The 16630-nt window shown below is 65.3% G+C and carries 19 protein-coding genes; 9 read left to right on the forward strand and 10 right to left on the reverse strand.

Annotated features, from left to right (window positions below; all coding sequences use genetic code 11):
- The first annotated feature begins 71 nt into the window (after positions 1-71).
- Positions 72-965 (forward strand): sugar phosphate isomerase/epimerase family protein, encoded by an 894-nt coding sequence (locus NKH59_RS06840; protein WP_353021390.1) that lies wholly within the window; start codon positions 72-74, stop codon positions 963-965.
- A 46-nt stretch (positions 966-1011) separates the two neighbouring features.
- Here the strand turns inward: NKH59_RS06840 and NKH59_RS06845 are convergent, their stop codons facing one another.
- Together NKH59_RS06845 and NKH59_RS06850 are read right to left on the reverse strand one after the other, a co-directional pair.
- A complete protein-coding gene (locus NKH59_RS06845) occupies positions 1012-1467 on the reverse strand; it encodes a Crp/Fnr family transcriptional regulator (RefSeq protein WP_352470773.1) in 456 nt (151 codons plus the stop codon).
- Positions 1468-1592: 125 nt separating this feature from the next.
- Complete coding sequence (locus NKH59_RS06850) at positions 1593-2276, reverse strand: response regulator transcription factor (protein WP_023680479.1); 684 nt, start codon at positions 2274-2276, stop codon at positions 1593-1595.
- A 144-nt stretch (positions 2277-2420) separates the two neighbouring features.
- Here NKH59_RS06850 and NKH59_RS06855 point away from each other — a divergent pair, with 144 nt between their 5' ends.
- Positions 2421-2957 (forward strand): L,D-transpeptidase family protein, encoded by a 537-nt coding sequence (locus NKH59_RS06855; protein ID WP_245274862.1) that lies wholly within the window; start codon positions 2421-2423, stop codon positions 2955-2957.
- A 76-nt stretch (positions 2958-3033) separates the two neighbouring features.
- Here NKH59_RS06855 and NKH59_RS06860 read toward each other — a convergent pair whose 3' ends face one another.
- The gene (locus NKH59_RS06860) at positions 3034-3279 is read right to left on the reverse strand and encodes a hypothetical protein (protein WP_352451326.1); all 246 of its coding nucleotides are present in this window, start codon (positions 3277-3279) and stop codon (positions 3034-3036) included.
- 174 nt (positions 3280-3453) lie between these two features.
- Between NKH59_RS06860 and gcvA the strand changes: the two genes are divergently transcribed.
- Positions 3454-4374, forward strand: a complete 921-nt coding sequence (gene gcvA, locus NKH59_RS06865; protein ID WP_352767415.1) for a transcriptional regulator GcvA — start codon at positions 3454-3456, stop codon at positions 4372-4374.
- 3 nt (positions 4375-4377) lie between these two features.
- Here gcvA and NKH59_RS06870 read toward each other — a convergent pair whose 3' ends face one another.
- The 6 genes from NKH59_RS06870 to tsaD all read right to left on the reverse strand — a co-directional run bounded on the left by NKH59_RS06870 (position 4378) and on the right by tsaD (position 8518).
- Positions 4378-4794 carry a DUF1761 domain-containing protein gene (locus NKH59_RS06870; RefSeq protein WP_023680475.1) on the reverse strand — a complete coding sequence of 139 codons (417 nt, stop codon included), beginning with the start codon at positions 4792-4794 and terminating at the stop codon, positions 4378-4380.
- A gap of 48 nt (positions 4795-4842) precedes the next feature.
- Positions 4843-5499, reverse strand: a complete 657-nt coding sequence (locus tag NKH59_RS06875; protein WP_352832432.1) for a class I SAM-dependent methyltransferase — start codon at positions 5497-5499, stop codon at positions 4843-4845.
- On the reverse strand, positions 5496-5921 hold the full coding sequence (locus NKH59_RS06880; protein ID WP_023680473.1) for an EVE domain-containing protein: 426 nt from the start codon (positions 5919-5921) through the stop codon (positions 5496-5498). The genes NKH59_RS06875 and NKH59_RS06880 overlap by 4 nt, the downstream gene beginning before the upstream one ends.
- 181 nt (positions 5922-6102) lie before the next feature.
- Entirely contained in the window at positions 6103-6399 is a 297-nt protein-coding gene (locus tag NKH59_RS06885) for a YciI-like protein (protein ID WP_352470768.1), read from the reverse strand.
- 26 nt (positions 6400-6425) lie between these two features.
- Entirely contained in the window at positions 6426-7436 is a 1011-nt protein-coding gene (locus NKH59_RS06890; protein ID WP_353021392.1) for an NAD(P)H-dependent glycerol-3-phosphate dehydrogenase, read from the reverse strand.
- Complete coding sequence (gene tsaD, locus NKH59_RS06895) at positions 7433-8518, reverse strand: tRNA (adenosine(37)-N6)-threonylcarbamoyltransferase complex transferase subunit TsaD (protein ID WP_352540951.1); 1086 nt, start codon at positions 8516-8518, stop codon at positions 7433-7435. Before tsaD ends, NKH59_RS06890 begins: the two co-directional genes overlap by 4 nt.
- Positions 8519-8612: 94 nt before the next feature.
- On the opposite strand from tsaD, the gene hemC reads away from it, so the two are divergent.
- The 6 genes from hemC to NKH59_RS06925 all read left to right on the forward strand — a co-directional run bounded on the left by hemC (position 8613) and on the right by NKH59_RS06925 (position 14939).
- Entirely contained in the window at positions 8613-9539 is a 927-nt protein-coding gene (gene hemC, locus NKH59_RS06900) for a hydroxymethylbilane synthase (RefSeq protein ID WP_352540855.1), read from the forward strand.
- A gap of 1 nt (position 9540) precedes the next feature.
- Positions 9541-10254: a uroporphyrinogen-III synthase gene (locus tag NKH59_RS06905; protein WP_352832414.1), complete on the forward strand. Its 714-nt coding sequence runs from the start codon at positions 9541-9543 to the stop codon at positions 10252-10254.
- A 324-nt stretch (positions 10255-10578) separates the two neighbouring features.
- Positions 10579-12069 carry a COG4223 family protein gene (locus tag NKH59_RS06910; protein WP_352832417.1) on the forward strand — a complete coding sequence of 497 codons (1491 nt, stop codon included), beginning with the start codon at positions 10579-10581 and terminating at the stop codon, positions 12067-12069.
- An 8-nt stretch (positions 12070-12077) separates the two neighbouring features.
- Positions 12078-13685: a heme biosynthesis protein HemY gene (locus tag NKH59_RS06915; RefSeq protein ID WP_352683749.1), complete on the forward strand. Its 1608-nt coding sequence runs from the start codon at positions 12078-12080 to the stop codon at positions 13683-13685.
- A 39-nt stretch (positions 13686-13724) separates the two neighbouring features.
- On the forward strand, positions 13725-14204 hold the full coding sequence (locus tag NKH59_RS06920; protein WP_352832420.1) for a tellurite resistance TerB family protein: 480 nt from the start codon (positions 13725-13727) through the stop codon (positions 14202-14204).
- An 18-nt stretch (positions 14205-14222) separates the two neighbouring features.
- Positions 14223-14939, forward strand: a complete 717-nt coding sequence (locus NKH59_RS06925; RefSeq protein WP_352832422.1) for a glutamine amidotransferase — start codon at positions 14223-14225, stop codon at positions 14937-14939.
- Here NKH59_RS06925 and NKH59_RS06930 read toward each other — a convergent pair whose 3' ends face one another.
- Complete coding sequence (locus tag NKH59_RS06930) at positions 14940-16181, reverse strand: MFS transporter (RefSeq protein WP_353021394.1); 1242 nt, start codon at positions 16179-16181, stop codon at positions 14940-14942.
- Between the last annotated feature and the right edge of the window lie 449 nt (positions 16182-16630).

Genomic DNA, 16630 nt, shown 5'->3' on the forward strand with positions numbered 1-16630 from the left:
CTTTTTGTCCGAGCATCGGATTGCCAAAACCGCTTTGGACTTGGGTCAGCTGGAAATAACCGGAGACGATCATGTCGCGCATCGGAATCCACTCATTCGTCTGGTCGGCGAGCTCGGCGCAGGGCGACCTCGAGCGGACGCTGGCCAACACCAGGGAAGCCGGCTTCGACCTGATCGAATTCTCCTATCTCGACCCCGCCAATGTCGACATTGACGGCTTGGCCAAGCGGATCGCCGATCTCGGCCTCGGCGTTGCGATCAGCATTGGATTGCCGGCCGACGGCGATATTTCGAGCGCCGACAAAACGATTGCCGCGCACGGCGTCGAAATCCTGGAACGTACGATCGCGCTGACCCGCGATCTCGGCGGCCAGAAGGTTGCCGGCATCCTCAGCACCAGCCACGGCTTGCAGAGCGAGGCGCCGACGCATGACCAGTGGAACCGCAGCGCCGGCACGCTGGCCGAGGTGGCGGACACGGCAAAATCAGCCGGCGTCACCCTCAACCTCGAAATCGTCAACCGCTTCGAAAGCAATCTGCTCAACACCGCCGCGCAAGGCATGGCCTTCATCGCGGACAGCGGCTCCGACAATATCTTCCTGCATCTCGACAGCTTCCACATGAACATCGAGGAGGCCGATGTCGGCTTGGCCATTCGCAATGCGGTCGGGAAGATCGGCTATGTCCATATCGGCGAGAGCCATCGCGGTTTCCTCGGCACCGGCAATATCGATTTTGCCGCGATATTCGATGCGCTGACCGCCATCGGTTACAGCGACGACCTCAGCTTCGAATCCTTCTCCTCGGAAATCGTCGACGCGAACCTGTCGCGGAAAACCGCGATCTGGCGCAATCTGTGGACCGACAACATCGAGCTGGCCAAACATGCGCGCCGCTTCATTGCGCTCGGACTGGAGACGGCACGGCGCAAGGCCGAGCTTGTTTCCGCAACGCACCGGCCCTGAGCCCTCGCAGTTCCGAAGTCGATCTGGTTAGGCCAGAGGCGCTATATTAGCCGGCAAAACGCGGCCCAAGTTCCTCGATGCGGCGAATCATCGCCTGGAAATCCTCCAAAATGCGCTGGTGCAGGTGAACCGCCAGTTCCGGGTATTCCTCGAGGATGCGGCGGAACATCTTGCGGCTGAGCCGCAGCACTTCCGAATCGATTTCGGCGGAGGCGCTGGTCAGCCGGTTGGTGTCGGCGATCAGCGCCAGTTCGCTGAGCATGGTGCCGGGGCCGACGGTGCCGATCGGGATGCGCTCGCCGTCGTGCTCGCGGTAGAGGACGATGCGGCCGCTGACCACGATGTAGGCCGAATCAGCCTCGTCGTCCTCGCGGTAAAGCTTGTGGTCGGCTTTCAACATGGTGGTTTCGGCGCCGAAGGCGAGCAGACGCAGCTGTTCCTGCGTAAAGCCCTCGAAGAGCCTCACGGTGGACAGGATGCGGATGTCGTCATCCAGCGCCATCTAGCTATGTCCCCGAACCGTCAGTCCGACTCCTCCCCTACGAGGCCGATCCAAAACCACCTCCAGCCTCAGGACCGTACCCGAAAAGCGCCCCGCCCGGATCGCTTATTTGAATAATGAAATGTTTAAGGAACCAGCTTGTAGCCGCCGCTTTCTGTCACGAGAATTTCCGCGTTGGAAGGATCGCGCTCGATCTTCTGGCGCAGCCGGTAGACGTGAGTTTCGAGCGTATGCGTGGTGACGCCGGAATTGTAGCCCCAGACTTCCTCCAGCAGCACGTCGCGGGTCACCACCTTCTGGTCGGCACGGTAGAGATATTTGATGATCGAGGCTTCCTTTTCGGTCAATCGCACCTTGGCGCCGCGCGGGTCGATCAGAAGCTTCTGGCTGGGCTTGAACGTGTAGGGGCCGACCGAGAAAGTGGCGTCCTCGCTCTGTTCGTGCTGGCGCAACTGCGCGCGGATGCGGGCCAGCAGCACGGCAAAACGGAACGGCTTCGTCACATAGTCGTTGGCGCCGGCCTCGAGGCCAAGGATGGTGTCGGAATCGGTATCATGGCCGGTCAGCATGATGATCGGCGCCTTGTAGCCGCCCTTGCGCAATATCTTTACCGCCTCGCGGCCATCCATGTCGGGCAGGCCGACATCCATGATGAGCAGGTCGATGAGCCCGCCACGCGCCGTGGCGACGCCTTTGGCGGCGGTCGCTTCCTGCAGGACATCGAATTCCTCATAAAGCGACAATTGCTCGACAAGGGTGCCGCGCAGGTCGTCATCGTCGTCGACGATCAGAATGGTGCGTGAAGTCATGGATCAATCCGTTGTTTTGAAAAGAGATTTCAGTTGACCGCTGCCTGTTTATGCGGAAGCTGACCGGCACAACAGCCGTTCACAGTGATTTGTTCCGTGGCACGATCATACAAGAAAAAACACGATCGCAATGCAGTCGGTGCAATTTTGCCGAAAGGGCTCACCGTGCTCACCGTGCGCGCGCGCCCCGGCCAACCCAGCCAGGGCTTTCTGCAGGCCGGCAAACTGGTGTTTCCATGTGCGCTGGGGCATGGCGGCATCTCGGCCGGCAAGCGCGAGGGCGACGGCGCCACGCCGCTTGCCTCGATGCGGATATTGTCGGGATATTTTCGCGGCGACCGTTTTGCCGGCGGCCGCCGGACGCGGCTGGCGATGACGCCGATCGGCCGCGACCTCGGCTGGTGCGAAGTGCCTGGGGACCGCAACTACAACCGCCCGGTCAAAATCCCCTATGGCGCCAGCCATGAGCGGATGCTGCGCACCGACGATCTCTATGACGCCTGCCTGGTGCTGGACTGGAACATTGTGCCGCGCCGGCGCGGGCGCGGCAGCGCCATCTTCTTCCACCTGGCGCGCCCCGGCTTCACGCCGACGCAAGGCTGCGTCGCGGTAACCGCCCGCACCATGGCGCGGCTGCTGCCGCTGCTGTCAGAGCGGACGGTGGTAAGGGTGGTGAGGTGAGGGAATAGGGGAATAGGGGAGTAGGGCAGTAAGAGTAGAGACAGGGGCGGGCGCGCCGCTTAGCTTTCCTACTCCCCTACTCCCCTACTCCCCTACTCCTTTGCCACCCGATGTCGAGAAGGCCGAGCCGGCCGAGTTCGCGGTCCATGGCGCGTGCGATGTCCTTGCGTTCGCCGCCGATGTCGCGAAGCTGGCGATCGGAGAGATCCTCGACATTTTGGTAGGGAAGATTGACCGCGATTTTTGCGTGCCGAAGCCAGTCAAGCACGGCGCGCAGCCAGGCCGGGCGGAGGGTTACCGAGCGCAAGGCGATGTCAGACATGGTGCAATCCGCTTCTCCGGACATCAAATCCGGTTTGATGTTTCTTCGATGCTCAGATCATGGCGGATTGAAATTCAAACGGGAAACGAGTAGTTTTTTCTGCATCTTCAAGTTCTGTTTGATGATTGGAATGCTCGACCGAACCCTCGACCGAACCCTCCTCGTCTGGCACTGATGGCGCGCCTGCTGCCTGGAACCCGTGCGCTGCGGACGCTGGAGGCAGCGGCGCGGCACCTCAATTTCACCCGCGCCGCCGACGAGCTCGGCCTGACGCCGGCAGCGGTCAGCCATCAGATCAAGGAAATCGAGGATCAGCTCGGCATCGTGCTGTTCACACGCACCAGCCGCACGATCCGGCTGACCGAGGCGGGCGCGGTGCTGTTCGAAGCTTCGACCGATGCGCTCGACCTGCTTGGCCGGGCCGTCTCACGGGCGCAGAAGACGGCGCGCGGATCGGCGCTGCTGAAGGTCACCCTCGATGCGCAATTCGCGACGAAGTGGCTGATGCGGCGCGTCGACGATTTTCGCAAGCAGCATCCGGCAATCGAGCTGCGTTTCGACATCAGTTACGAGGTGCGCGACTTCGATCGCGACGACGTCGATCTCGGCATCCGTTTCGGCACCGGCAAATATCCGGGGCTTCGCTCGCACCGGCTGTTCGAAAACGTCATCATCCCCGTCTGCAGCCCGGCCTTGCTGCGGTCAGGGCCGCCGCTCAAGGAGCCGCGCGACCTGTTCCATCATACGCTGGCCCATATCGAGTGGTCACGCCAGGGCGTCACCTGGCCGAATTGGAGCATGTGGATGGCGGCGGCGGGCGTCGACGATTTCGACGACAGCCGGACCATCGTGTTCGGCAATTCGACGGATGCCGTCCAGGCCGCGCTCGACGGCAACGCGGTCGCGCTCGCCGATTTCGCCATGGTGGCAAACGACCTTTCGGAAGGTAGGCTGATCCGGCCGTTCGAACTCGGCATCAAGGTCGCGCCCGAATTCGCCTATTTCCTGGTCTATCCGGAGACCGCGGCGAATGATCCGCGCATCGTCGCCTTTCGCGATTGGCTTCTCGAGGAAATCGCCAGGACCCCGAGCTGACGGTCAGCCCGCCGCCGCGCCGAACCAGCCGATCACCGCGCCGATGAGAAGCAGCACGCCGAGCCAGTGACCAACATCGATGAGCGTCAGATCCCAGCCGAAACCTTCGTAACGATGGTTGACCGAAAGCGTGGTGGCGACGAACCCCAGCCAGAGAACGAAGCCGAAGATCACCCCGGCAAGCAGGCTCGGCTCGCCGCCGGTTACGGCGCCGATGATCAGCGACATGACCAGCGCCATGACGAGCTCCGCGATGAAGGAGACGACGAAGGGCAGCATCGATTTGCTCATCGTCGCCGGATCAAGCTTGGCGGCCTTCAGCCACGGCTTGCTCAAGCCCATGTACCAGGCCGCGCCGAACAACCACGCCACGACGGCGGCGACGATTACCGCCAGCCAATTGATTGCTGAAAAATCCATGGTTCCCTCCGGTCGATTGCGCGATGGAACGCCTGTTCGGCGATGCCGTCAAGCAAGGCGCCAGACGGTGGTGCGCTTGACCTCGGCGGCCTCCAGCGCCCGGGTCACCGCCACTTCGTAGACGGCAAGCGGCTCCAGCCCGGTCTTCGGCAGATAGGAGCGGCCGGGATCGCCGACGAGAATGTCGGCACCGCGCGCCTTCAGCGCGACGAACCACGGCATCAGCCTGTCGGCGAAAGTTTTGTCGTAGAAGACGTCGCCGGCCAGCACCACGTCCCAGCCGGCATCGCTGCCGATGCAGTCACCGATGAGGAATTTTATCTCGGTCCCATTTGCCTCGGCATTGAGGCGGATCGCGGTCGCGCAGAATGGGTCGATATCGGCGGCGATCACCTCGGCAGCTCCGGCCTTCACCGCGGCAATGGCGACAAGGCCGGAGCCGGAGGCGAAGTCCAGCACGCGCTTGCCGCGCACCGCCGCCGGATTGTCGAGGATGTAGCGGGCAAGGCCTTGGCCGCCGGCCCAGGCAAAAGCCCAGAAGGGTGGCGGCAGGCCGATTTCGGTCAGCTCGTCCTCGGTCCGCTGCCACAGTTCGTGCGCCTCGTCGGCCAGGTGCAGGCGGATCTCCGGCACATGCGGCGGCGCCATCAGCGCCGTGTTGTCGAGGATGAATTTCCTGGCGCTGTCCGGCGTCAGCGCCGTCATGGCGCCGGCGTCAGGCCGCCCATGCGGCAAACCTCTTGCCATTCGGCCGGCGTCACCGGCTGCACAGACAGCCGCCCGAGCCGCACCAGCGCCATGTCGGCCAGCTTTGGATTGGCCTTGGCCTGCTCCAGCGTCACCGGCTTCGGCATGGCCTTGAAGGCGCGGATGTCGACGCACTCCCAGCGGGGATCGTCGGTGGTGCTGTCCTGATGGGCCAGAGCGCAGACTTCGGCGATGCCGACGATGTCCAGCCCGTCATTGGAATGGTAGAAGAAGCCGAGATCGCCGATCTGCATCGCCTTCATGTTGTTGCGCGCCGCATAATTGCGCACGCCGTCCCACTGCGTGCCGGCCTTGCCCTTGGCCTTGAGGTCCTCGAAGGAGAAGACCGAAGGTTCGGATTTGAACAGCCAGTAGTTCATCTCAGTTGTCCCGTTGCCGTTGTCGGTTTGTCGCTATCCAGCGTTGGCGCTGCCCCTCACCCTTACCCGCTCCCCGTAAGGACGGGGAGAGGGGTCGCCAGCGCTGGAGCTTCTCCCTTCTCCCCGTTCTTCACGGGGAGAAGGTGCCGGCAGGCGGATGAGGGGCAGGGCGAACGAACGATCATTCACTCACAGGTTTGTTGAAGCTCCAGTTCCATTGCCGGATTTCGACGCTTTCGAACAGCCCCGCCTTGGTATAGGGATCCGCCGCCGACAGCGCTTTTGCCGCCGCCAGATCGGGCGCCTCGACAACGACGAGGCTGCCGTCCGGCTTGCCGTCGGCGTCGAGGAAAGGGCCGGCGAAACCCAGTTTCTTGTCGCCGTTCAGCCCTTCCAGAAAGGCAATGTGCTCGGGCCGCGTGTCGAGCCGCACCTGCAGGCTTCCTGGCTTGTCCTTGCAAATCAACGCAAACAGCATCTTTCCATCTCCGCAATCGTTCGCGATTACATGTCGGTTTCGGTCTTGAGTGGCCTTGTCATCAACGCCGACACAGCCTGGTCTATAGTTATGGTGCCGTCCAGTATGGCGGCGACGGCGGCGATGATCGGCGCGTCGATCTGGCGCTCGCCGGCGATGCGGGCGGCGATTGCCGCCGTCGGCACGCCTTCGGCCAAAGGCAAGCCGACAAGCGGCTTGCCTTGCCCCAGCGCCAGCCCATAGGCGAAATTGCGCGACTGCGCGGACGAGCAGGTGAGCAGCAGGTCGCCGAGGCCGGAAAGCCCCATCAACGTCTCCGGCCTGGCGCCAAAGGCGGCGCCGATGCGGCGCAATTCGACGAAGCCGCGCGTCACCATCGCCGCCTGGGCGCTGGCACCGAGCCCGGCGCCGGTGACGGCACCCGCGGCAATTGCAAAGACGTTCTTCAGCGCGCCGCCGATCTCGACGCCGATCAGGTCGTCGCTCGAATAACAGCGCAGATTTTCCGCCGAAAAGCGGGCGGCAAGGTCGGTGGCCAGAGCCTCGTCGCGGGCGGCGACCACGACGGCCGTCGGCAGGCCCCTGGCGACGTCGGTGGCAAAGCTTGGGCCGGACAAAGCGGCGACCGGATTTGCCGGCAGTATTTCCTCGGTGATGGACGACAGCAGCGCGCCGGTGTCGCGCTCGATGCCCTTGGCGCAGAGGACCAGCGGGACGCCTTTCGGCATATGGCTGGACGCGGCCGTCAGCATAGTCCGCAACGATTGCGCCGGCGCTACCGCCAGAACGCAGTCGGCACCGTCGAGCGCCGCCTCGATGTCGCTCGTCGCCACGATGCCGGGATCGAGCGCAATGCCCGGCAGATAGCGCGGATTTTCGCCACGGTCGACCGCCGCGACGGTCTCCGGGTCGCGCGCATAGAGGCGGACGAAATGACCGGCGCGCAGCGTGGCCAGCGCCAGCGCCGTGCCCCAGGCGCCGCCGCCGAGCACGGCGACGCGCCAGCCGCTTGGCGCCTTGTGCTCGCTGCCGGTCATGCCTTGGCCCCACGCCGGCCCGAGCCGACCATCGGGGCCGAGACGCTGTCCAGCGGCCAGCGCGAGCGCGGCACGAAATCGGCGGCGTTTTCACCTGATATGCCGGCGCGCAAGCGCTCGATGCCGGCCCAGGCGATCATCGCCGCATTGTCGGTGCAGAGGTTGAGCGGCGGCGCGACGAAGCTGAACCCGGCCTGCTCGCACAGGCCCTGCAATGTCGCCTTGATGGTCCGATTGGCGGCGACGCCGCCGGCGACAACCAATGCAGGCTCGGCCTTGTCCGGGAATTGCTGACGGAACCGGGTCAGCGCCCGCGCAACACGGTCGCCCAGCGCATCCGCGACCGCCGCCTGGAACGAGGCGCAGATATCGGCGACATCCTGGTCGCTCAGCGGGGCAATCGCGGTTGCCGCCTGGCGCACCGCGGTCTTGAGGCCGGAGAAGGAAAAATCGGGCTGCACGGAGCCCTTCATCGGGCGCGGAAAGGCGAAACGCGTCGCGTCACCGGTTGCCGCCGCCTTCTCGACATTCGGTCCGCCCGGATAGGGCAGGCCGAGCATCTTGGCCGTCTTGTCGAAGGCTTCGCCAAGCGCGTCGTCGATCGTCGTCGCCCAGCGCTGGTAGTCGCCGACGCCGCGCACGGCGACGATCTGGGTATGGCCGCCGGAGACCAGCAGCAAGAGGTAGGGAAAGTCGAGCCCGTCGGTCAGCCTGGCCGTCAGCGCGTGGCCTTCGAGATGGTTGATGGCGATCAGCGGTTTTTTTGCTGCCGCGGCGATTGCTTTGGCCGTCATCAGGCCGACGATCAGCCCGCCGACAAGACCGGGGCCGGCGGTGGCGGCAATCGCATCGATGTCGGCGAGCTCGACGCCGGAATCGGCCAGCGCTGCCTCGATGATGCCGTCGAGCGCCTCGACATGGGCGCGCGCGGCGATCTCCGGCACGACGCCGCCGAAAGCAGCATGCTCCTCGATCTGGCTGAGCACGATGTTCGACAGGATTTGCGGCGTGCTGCGACCGTCCAGCGCCACCACGCTGGCGGCGGTCTCGTCGCAACTCGTCTCGATGCCCAGAACGCGGATCAATTCGTCGCTGTCCTCGATGATTGTGCAACCGGCCTTTCCCCGATAGGAGAAAGCCCGAAAACCTGCCGGGGGTTATCACGGACGACGCGTCATGCAAACAACCTTGAGAATCGGAACACGCGGCAGCCCGCTGGCGCTGGCGCAGGCGCATGAAACGCAGGCGCGGCTGATGGCGGCGCACGGCATGCCGGCGGAAGCTTTCGAGGTGGTCGTCATCTCGACCACCGGCGACCGCATCCAGGACCGGCCGCTGTCGGAAGCCGGCGGCAAGGGCCTGTTCACCAAGGAGATCGAGGAGGCGCTGCTGGCGCGCCGCATCGACATCGCCGTGCATTCGTCGAAGGACATGCCGACGCTGTTGCCCGAGGGGCTCGAACTGTCCGCGTTCCTGCCGCGCGAGGACGCGCGCGATGCCTTCATCGGCAAGGCGGCGCGAACGATTGCCGGCCTGCCGCAAGGCGCCAGGGTCGGTTCGTCGTCGCTGCGGCGCCAGGCGCTGATCCGGCGGATGCGGCCGGACATCGAGGTGGTGATGTTTCGCGGCAATGTGCAGACGCGGCTGCGCAAGCTCGACGACGGCATCGCCGATGGCACAATCCTCGCCTATGCCGGGCTGAAGCGGCTCGGGCTCGAAGACGTCGTCACCGACCTGATGCCGCTCGAGGTCTTTCCGCCGGCGCCGGGGCAAGGCGCGATCTGCATCGAAAGCCGCATCGGAGACCGCGACGTGGAACAGATGCTGGCAGCGATCCACGACGGGCCGACCGGCGAGGCGCTGGCCTGCGAGCGCGCCTTCCTGGCGGCGCTCGACGGGTCCTGCCGCACGCCGATCGCCGGACATGCGACGATATCGGGCGGAACGGTTTCCTTTGCCGGGCTGATCATCTCGCCCGATGGCACGCAGTCGCATGAAGTCAGGCTGCAAGGGCCGGCGCAGGAGGCGGCGCGCATTGGCGCGGACGCCGCGGCGACCGTTCGGGCCAAGGCCGGCGAAACATTCTTCGATGGCTGGACCTGACATGCTCCGCGTCCTTGTGACGAGGCCCGAACCGGGCGCGTCGCGCACGGGGCGCCGGCTTGCGGATGCCGGCTTTCAGCCGATCCTGCTGCCATTGACCGGAACCGTGACGCTGCCGGTCGATGCCGGCGCGCTCGCTGACGCCGCGGCGGTCGCGGTCACCAGCGCCAATGCCGTTCGCCATGCGCCGAAAGAGGTCATCGCGGCGTTCGCCGGCTTGCCGTGCCACGCCGTCGGCAGGAAGACGGCGGAAGCCGCCCGCGCTGCCGGGTTTCTGTCGGTCAGCGAAGGCCCGGGCAATGCCGAGGCGCTGGCCGATGCGCTTGCTGGCGCTTACGCGGGGCAGACGATCGTCTATCTCTGCGGGCGGGTGCGATTTCCCGGCTTCGAGGAAGGGCTGTTGGCGTCGGGCGTTCAGGTCCGCGCCGTCGAGACCTACGACACCGTTGTCCTGGATTACTCCGACGAGGCCGTTCTTGCGCGCCTGTCCGCCCGGCCGGTCGAGGCGGTGCTGCTCTATTCGGCCAAGGCGGCAAAAGCGATGCAGGCCCTGGCTAGCCGGCCGGCGCTGCGTAGCCTTTTTCAGGACACGCGCTGTTTCGCGCTGTCGGGACGCATTGCCGCGGCCTTGGGCGATGTCGCTGGCGAAAGGATACGGATTGCGCTCGAGCCCAGCGAAGATGCCTTGCTGGGACTTTTGCAGGCGCCGCGCTGATGGCATTAGCGGCGGCTCTGTGCCGTGCTTGAAGGGCGGCGCCAAACGCAGGCGATTGCCCTCGGGCACATTTTGTTCTTGCTTTGTGCCGGCAGCTATGCTAGTAATTTGGTTATGGTGCCAATTGGCTCCAACGACCCGCCCGCCGAGGCGGGTTTTTTGTGTGCCGAGCATGGGCCTTGGCTTGAAACGCGGATTCGGCCCTGCGGCGTTTTGCCAAAACTGAACTCCAAGCCGTGGCGTCATCACGCCGCCCCTTTTCACCGCTTGGTGATGTGCTAGACCCTTTCAACCATCCCGAAGCGAATTTTGCGGAGCCCGAGCATGGTCAAGACGCCGAAGATGCGGCATTCCAAGAGCCGCCGTGAGCCGGTGACCATCGAGCTTGAGCCTGGCGCCGTCTCGCGAGTCGCCGACAAACAGGATGCCGTGACCTCGCAGACCGACGAGGCGCGGGCCGAGGAAGCGGCGAACGCCTCGCAGCCGGAGCCACCTGAAGAGCCGGTGCATGCGGACCAGACCGATCTCGAGCCATGGGAACATGCCGACGCAGCCGCGCCGGCCGGCACGCAAGAGCCGGCGGACGCCGGCGTCGATTCTGCCACGGAAGCGGAAACCCCTTATCCCGCCGGTTCGGATGCGCCGGCCGGGCGCTCCGCGGTTTCCGATTACAGTTTCGAAGATGCATCCAGCGGAACCGGGGCCAACGAACCGAGGATCCCAGGTTCCGGTGAGAAGACAGCTGAGACGAGGGACGACCATATGGCAGCGCAGTCGAAGCGAAGCGGCATCAACGGCATCGCCGCCGGTATTATCGGCGGCGTCATCGCCCTCGCCGCGGCCGGCGGGCTGCAATTTGCCGGCCTGCTCGGTGCGCCGGGGTCGGGCGGCGTGTCGCTCGACGCGGTCAATGGTGAGATCGTTTCGCTGAAACGCGAGGTCGCGGACCTCAGACAGGCCGGCGCCAACAATGACGCATCGGCCAAGGTGGACGGGCTGTCGTCGGCGCTGGATCAGGTCAGGGCGGACGTCGCGGCGTTGAAGTCGGCGGTCGAGCAAGGCGGTGCCGGCGACAATGCCGGCCTGGCAGCACTTGGCGACAAGGTAAGGGAGATCGAGACGGCGGTTGCGGCCCTCGGCAAAGCCGGCGGTACGGCGCCGGTCGATCTCGGCCCGCTCAACGACAGGCTGGCCGCGCTCGATGCGCTGGTGAAATCGGCCGGCGAGACGACAAAGGCGCAGGACAGCCGGCTTGCGGCCCTGGAACAGTCGGTTTCACAGATCTCGAGCAAGGTCGATGCACAGGCTTCGCAGCCGAAGATCGCACTGGCCATTGCCGCTTCGGCGCTCAAGGCAGCGCTCGACCGTGGTGCACCGTTCGCCGCCGAGCTCGAAACCTTTGCCGCGATCTCACCCGATGCACCCGAGATTGCGACGTTGCGCACCTATGCCGAAAAGGGCGTCCCGATGCGCTCCGAGATCGCCGCCGAAGCGGACGGCGCCGCCAACGCGATGGTCGCTGCCGCAACTCCCATCGACCAGAATGCCGGCATCCTGCAGAAGCTGCTGTCCAGCGCCGAATCGCTCGTCAAGGTCAGGCCGATCGGCGCCGTCGAAGGCACCGGCGTCCCGGAAACCGTCGCTCGCATGGAGGTCGCGGTCAACCAGGGCGACTACGCCAAGGCGCTCAGCGAATATGAAACCCTGCCTGAGGCGGCCAAGGCCGCCGGCGCCGACTTTGCCGGCAAGTTGAAAGCGCGGATGGAGGTCGAGACGCAGATCGATTCGCTCATCGCCGGCGCGATGAAGGCGTGAGGAACCCGATGATCCGCATCCTCGCCTTCCTTGCCGTCGTCTTTGCGCTCGGGCTCGGCTTCGCCTGGCTGGCCGACCGGCCGGGCGAAATGCTCGTCACCTTCAATGGCTATCAATACCAGGTCAGCCTGATGGTCGCGGCGGTGGCGGTCGTTGCCGTGGTTGCCGCGGTGATGATCGTCTGGTGGCTGATCAAGGCGCTGTGGAACAGCCCCTATACGATCTCGCGCTATTTCCGCGTGCGTCGCCGCGACCGCGGCTACCAGGCGCTGTCGACCGGGATGATCGCCGCCGGCGCCGGTGACGGCGCGCTCGCCCGCAAGAAGACCAAGGAAGCGGCAAAGCTGATCCGCTCCGATCAGGAGCCACTGATCCAGCTGCTCGACGCGCAGGCCTCGCTGCTCGAAGGCGACCATGAAGGCGCCCGCGAAAAGTTCGAGACCATGCTCGATGATCCCGAAATGCGGCTGCTCGGCCTGCGCGGGCTTTATCTCGAGGCCGAGCGGCTCGGCGACCGCAACGCAGCCCGCCACTATGCCGGCCGTGCCGCGGCGGTAGCGCCGCAACTGGCCTGGGCGGCCGAATCGACGCTGGAAGACCTGACCGGACGCGGCGACTGGGATGGCGCGCTGAAACTGGTCGATGCCCAGAAGTCGACCCGGCAGATCGAGCGTGACGCCGCCAACCGCCGCCGCGCCGTGCTGCTGACCGCCAAGGCGCAGGCGCTGATCGACAGCGATGCCAATGCCGCAAGGGCGGCGGCGCTCGAAGCCAACCGGCTGCGGCCGGATTTTGCACCGGCGGCGGTCGTCGCGGCGAAATTGCTGTTTAGGCAGAACGACGTGCGCAAAGGCTCGAAAATCCTCGAGGCGGGGTGGAAGGCCGAGCCGCATCCGGAGATCGCCGAGCTCTACACCCATGCCAGGCCGGGCGATGCCGTGCTCGACCGGCTGAACCGGGCAAAGAAGCTGCAGGAGCTGAAGAAGAACCATGCCGAGTCCTCGCTTGCCGTGGCGCGCGCCGCGCTGGATGCGCAGGATTTTTCAACCGCCCGCCGGGAGGCGGAAGCCGCGATCCGCATGGATCGCCGCGAAGGCGCCTATCTGCTGCTGGCCGATATCGAGGAGGCCGAGACCGGCGACCAGGGCAAGGTGCGGCAGTTGCTGTCGAAGGCGGTGAGAGCGCCGCGCGACCCGGCCTGGGTTGCCGATGGTGTCGTCTCCGAACGCTGGGCTCCGGTATCGCCGATCACCGGCAGGCTCGATGCATTCGAATGGCGGGCGCCGATGGAGCGGCTCGGGCAGTTGATCGACGGTCATGAGGATACGCCGGAGGCGCCGGTGCCGGCCATCGCGGCTCCAGCCGGGCCGGTACAGGAAAGAGCCGGGACGATCGAGCACACGGCGGAGACACCGGGCACAGCGACCGAGGAAAAGACGGACGACCGTGCCGGCGAGGATCATGTGACACCAATCACCGCGGCGGCGTTTGCCCAAGTGCCGGAAGATGCCGAGGCAGTCGAGCCGGCGCAGGAGCTGACGCGGCTGCCCGACGACCCCGGCGTCGATCCAGACGACGCAGCGGATAAATCGACGCGCCGGTTTCGTTTATTCTGATCAGGGTCGAGTGGACCCGGGCTTATTGGGAATGATTTGATGTTCGAACGCGTTTTGTCGTTTCTAAGGGATCTGCCGTCCGGTGGTGGCGCCAGCCCCAGCGCCGACGATCCGCGCATTGCCGCGTCCGCCCTGCTTTTCCACGTGATGAACGCCGACGGGGTGCGCCAGGATAGCGAATGGGAACGGTTCAAGAAGGTGCTGGCGGAAAGCTACTCGATCAGCGGCGACGAACTCGACGCGTTGGCGGCTGCCGGCGAGCGGGCCGACAATGAGGCGATCGACCTCTACGCTTTCACCAGCGTGCTCAAGCGCCATCTCGACGCCGAGGCGCGAAAGGCCTTCATCGGCCTGATGTGGGAGATCGTCTATGCCGATGGCGAGCTGCACGAGCTCGAGGACAATACCGTGTGGCGGGTCGCCGAGCTGATCGGCGTCGAACGTCGCGACCGTGTCGAGGCGCGCCTCAAGGCGGCCGCCGCGGTTCCTGGTGCTGCCGGAACCTCAAGCGACGAATAGACAGGATCCCGCCTTCCAATGCCGCCCAAGCCAAGTCCGAGACCAAAGATCCTGATCGTGCTGCATCAGGAGCATTCGAGCCCCGGACGGGTCGGCCATATGCTTATCGAGGAAGGCTTCGATCTCGACATCCGCCGACCGCCGCTCGGCGAGGCCTTGCCGCAGACGCTGGATGGCCATGCCGGCGCCGTGGTGTTCGGCGGGCCGATGAGCGCCAATGACGGCGACGAGTTCGTCCGCCGCGAGACCGACTGGCTCAAAATTCCGCTCAACGAGAACCGGCCGCTGCTTGGCATCTGCCTCGGCGCGCAAATGCTGGTCAAGCATCTCGGCGGCAGGGTCGAGGGCCATGGCGAGGGCCTCGTCGAAATCGGCTGGTATCCGCTGAAGGCGACCGAAGCGGGCAGCAGGCTGATGTATTGGCCGGAGATGGTCTATCAGTTCCATCGCGAAGGGTTTTCGCTGCCGAAGGACGCGACGCTATTAGCGACGGCCGAAACCTATCCCAACCAGGCCTTCCGCTATGGCGACAATGCCTGGGGCATCCAGTTCCATGGCGAATTGACCCGGGCGATGATGCAGCGCTGGGTGGTGCGCGGCGCGCACCGCTTCGAACTGCCCGGCGCGCAGCCCGGCCGCGACCATCTCGGCGGCCGGCTGATCTGGGACATGCACCTCAAGCGCTGGCTCGGCGAGTTCCTGCCGATGATTTTCGGCAAGCCGGCGCTGCGGTAATCAGTTTCGCCCCCTGAGATGACGCACCTTGCGCAGCTGCGGGAACAGCACCGCCCATAGGCCGGCAACAGCGATCGCCCCGACACCCCCGACCACCACGGCCGGAACCGTGCCGATCAACGCCGCCATCGTACCGGCGCGGAATTCGCCGAGCTCATTGGAAGCGCCGACAAAAACCTGGTTGACAGCGTTGACGCGGCCGCGAACGTCGTCCGGCGTCCACAGCTGGATCAGCGTCTCGCGGATATAGACGCTGAACATGTCGGTGGCGCCGAGCAGCGCAAGGGCCGCAATCGACAGCCAGGCGATGGTCGAGAGGCCGAACAGAACCGTGAACGCGCCGAACAGCGCGACGAAGCCGAGCATGACAAGGCCGGCATGGTTGCGGATCGGGTGTCCGGCCAGCCAGATGGCGACGCAGATGGCGCCGACGCCGGGCGCCGAGCGCAACAGGCCGAGCCCCCATGGGCCGAGTTCGAGGATATCGCGCGCGTAGACCGGCAGCAGCGCCGAGGCGCCGGACAGGAGCACCGCAAACAGATCGAGCGAAATCGCACCGAGCACGATCTTTTCGCTCCAGATATAGCCGAAGCCGGCGAACAGGGTCTGTACCGTCGGCCTGTCGGTCCGGCTGCGCTGGGCAGGCTTCGGGATGGTGAAGATCAGCACGGCGGCAACCAGCAACAGCACGGCGGCGGTGGTGTAGGCGGCTTCGGCTGAAAGCCCGTAGAGCAGGCCGCCGGCGACCGGCCCGACGATGGTTGCCGTCTGCCAGGCGGACGAGTTCCAGGCGATGGCGTTGGCGAAATCCTCGGGCGGCACCAGATTGGCGAACAGCGATGAGGAGGCCGGCCCGAAGAAGGCGCGCGCGATGCCGAACATGGCGAGCACGATGAAGACCGGCATCGGCCCGGAGAGGCCGCGTAGCGTCAGCAGCAGCAGGGCCAAGGCGCAGCCCGCCTCGACCAGCACCGCCAGCGCCATGATCAGACGGCGCCCGAAACGATCGGCAACGTCGCCGGTGACCAGCACCAGCAGCAGCGAAGGCAGGAACTGGACGATGCCGACAAGGCCGAGGTCGAACGGGTCGCGGGTCAGATCGTAGATCTGCCAGCCGACGGCGACCGACACGATCTGGGTGGAGAATGTCGAAAGGAAGCGCGCCGCCCAGTAGCTCAGGAACGGCCGATGGCGAAAGGCGGCATAGCGCTGGTCGGATGGTACTTGGGATTCTGTGGTCATGGAATAAGGCCCCGTGGCGGCTATGTCGGCCGGCGGGGCACTTCCACGATGGGCGCTGGTCCGGCCAACAAAGCCTTTAGCGCAGTTCGGCGCAGGGCGCGCGCAAAAATCCGGCGTGGCTCCAGCTTTTTTCAGGCTGCCATACCAATTGCAGGCGGCAACCACGCTCGGCGGAGATGGAGAGGGTTATTTGGCGCGCAGGTCGAGTTCCTTCGCGCCCCCCTCTGTCCTGCCGGACATCTCCCCCTCAAGGGGGGAGATTGGACGTCGCGACGTCCTTCGCCAGTCTCCGGCTTCGAAGGCAATTTGTACGTTCAAAGATTTGTACGTTTAAAGCGTAGCGCCATCGGCGAGGCAGCTGATCTCCCCCCTTGAGGGGGAGATGTCCGGCAGGACAGAGGGGGGCGCTGTCCCGCCAATCTTCGAGGCTTGCGTTTGCAGGGCTTCGA

This window comes from Mesorhizobium sp. M0998 (assembly GCF_040318885.1).
Classification (GTDB): domain Bacteria; phylum Pseudomonadota; class Alphaproteobacteria; order Rhizobiales; family Rhizobiaceae; genus Mesorhizobium.

Excerpts from the sequence above, each read along its gene's own strand:
- NKH59_RS06840 (WP_353021390.1), top strand. The coding sequence starts at position 72 with ATGTCGCGCATCGGAATCCACTCATTCGTCTGGTCGGCGAGCTCGGCG.
- NKH59_RS06845 (WP_352470773.1), bottom strand. The coding sequence starts at position 1,467 with ATGGCGCTGGATGACGACATCCGCATCCTGTCCACCGTGAGGCTCTTC.
- NKH59_RS06850 (WP_023680479.1), bottom strand. The coding sequence starts at position 2,276 with ATGACTTCACGCACCATTCTGATCGTCGACGACGATGACGACCTGCGC.
- NKH59_RS06860 (WP_352451326.1), bottom strand. The coding sequence starts at position 3,279 with ATGTCTGACATCGCCTTGCGCTCGGTAACCCTCCGCCCGGCCTGGCTG.
- gcvA (WP_352767415.1), top strand. The coding sequence starts at position 3,454 with ATGGCGCGCCTGCTGCCTGGAACCCGTGCGCTGCGGACGCTGGAGGCA.
- NKH59_RS06870 (WP_023680475.1), bottom strand. The coding sequence starts at position 4,794 with ATGGATTTTTCAGCAATCAATTGGCTGGCGGTAATCGTCGCCGCCGTC.
- NKH59_RS06875 (WP_352832432.1), bottom strand. The coding sequence starts at position 5,499 with ATGACGGCGCTGACGCCGGACAGCGCCAGGAAATTCATCCTCGACAAC.
- NKH59_RS06880 (WP_023680473.1), bottom strand. The coding sequence starts at position 5,921 with ATGAACTACTGGCTGTTCAAATCCGAACCTTCGGTCTTCTCCTTCGAG.
- NKH59_RS06885 (WP_352470768.1), bottom strand. The coding sequence starts at position 6,399 with ATGCTGTTTGCGTTGATTTGCAAGGACAAGCCAGGAAGCCTGCAGGTG.
- NKH59_RS06890 (WP_353021392.1), bottom strand. The coding sequence starts at position 7,436 with ATGACCGGCAGCGAGCACAAGGCGCCAAGCGGCTGGCGCGTCGCCGTG.
- hemC (WP_352540855.1), top strand. The coding sequence starts at position 8,613 with ATGCAAACAACCTTGAGAATCGGAACACGCGGCAGCCCGCTGGCGCTG.
- NKH59_RS06905 (WP_352832414.1), top strand. The coding sequence starts at position 9,541 with ATGCTCCGCGTCCTTGTGACGAGGCCCGAACCGGGCGCGTCGCGCACG.
- NKH59_RS06910 (WP_352832417.1), top strand. The coding sequence starts at position 10,579 with ATGGTCAAGACGCCGAAGATGCGGCATTCCAAGAGCCGCCGTGAGCCG.
- NKH59_RS06915 (WP_352683749.1), top strand. The coding sequence starts at position 12,078 with ATGATCCGCATCCTCGCCTTCCTTGCCGTCGTCTTTGCGCTCGGGCTC.
- NKH59_RS06920 (WP_352832420.1), top strand. The coding sequence starts at position 13,725 with ATGTTCGAACGCGTTTTGTCGTTTCTAAGGGATCTGCCGTCCGGTGGT.
- NKH59_RS06925 (WP_352832422.1), top strand. The coding sequence starts at position 14,223 with ATGCCGCCCAAGCCAAGTCCGAGACCAAAGATCCTGATCGTGCTGCAT.
- NKH59_RS06930 (WP_353021394.1), bottom strand. The coding sequence starts at position 16,181 with ATGACCACAGAATCCCAAGTACCATCCGACCAGCGCTATGCCGCCTTT.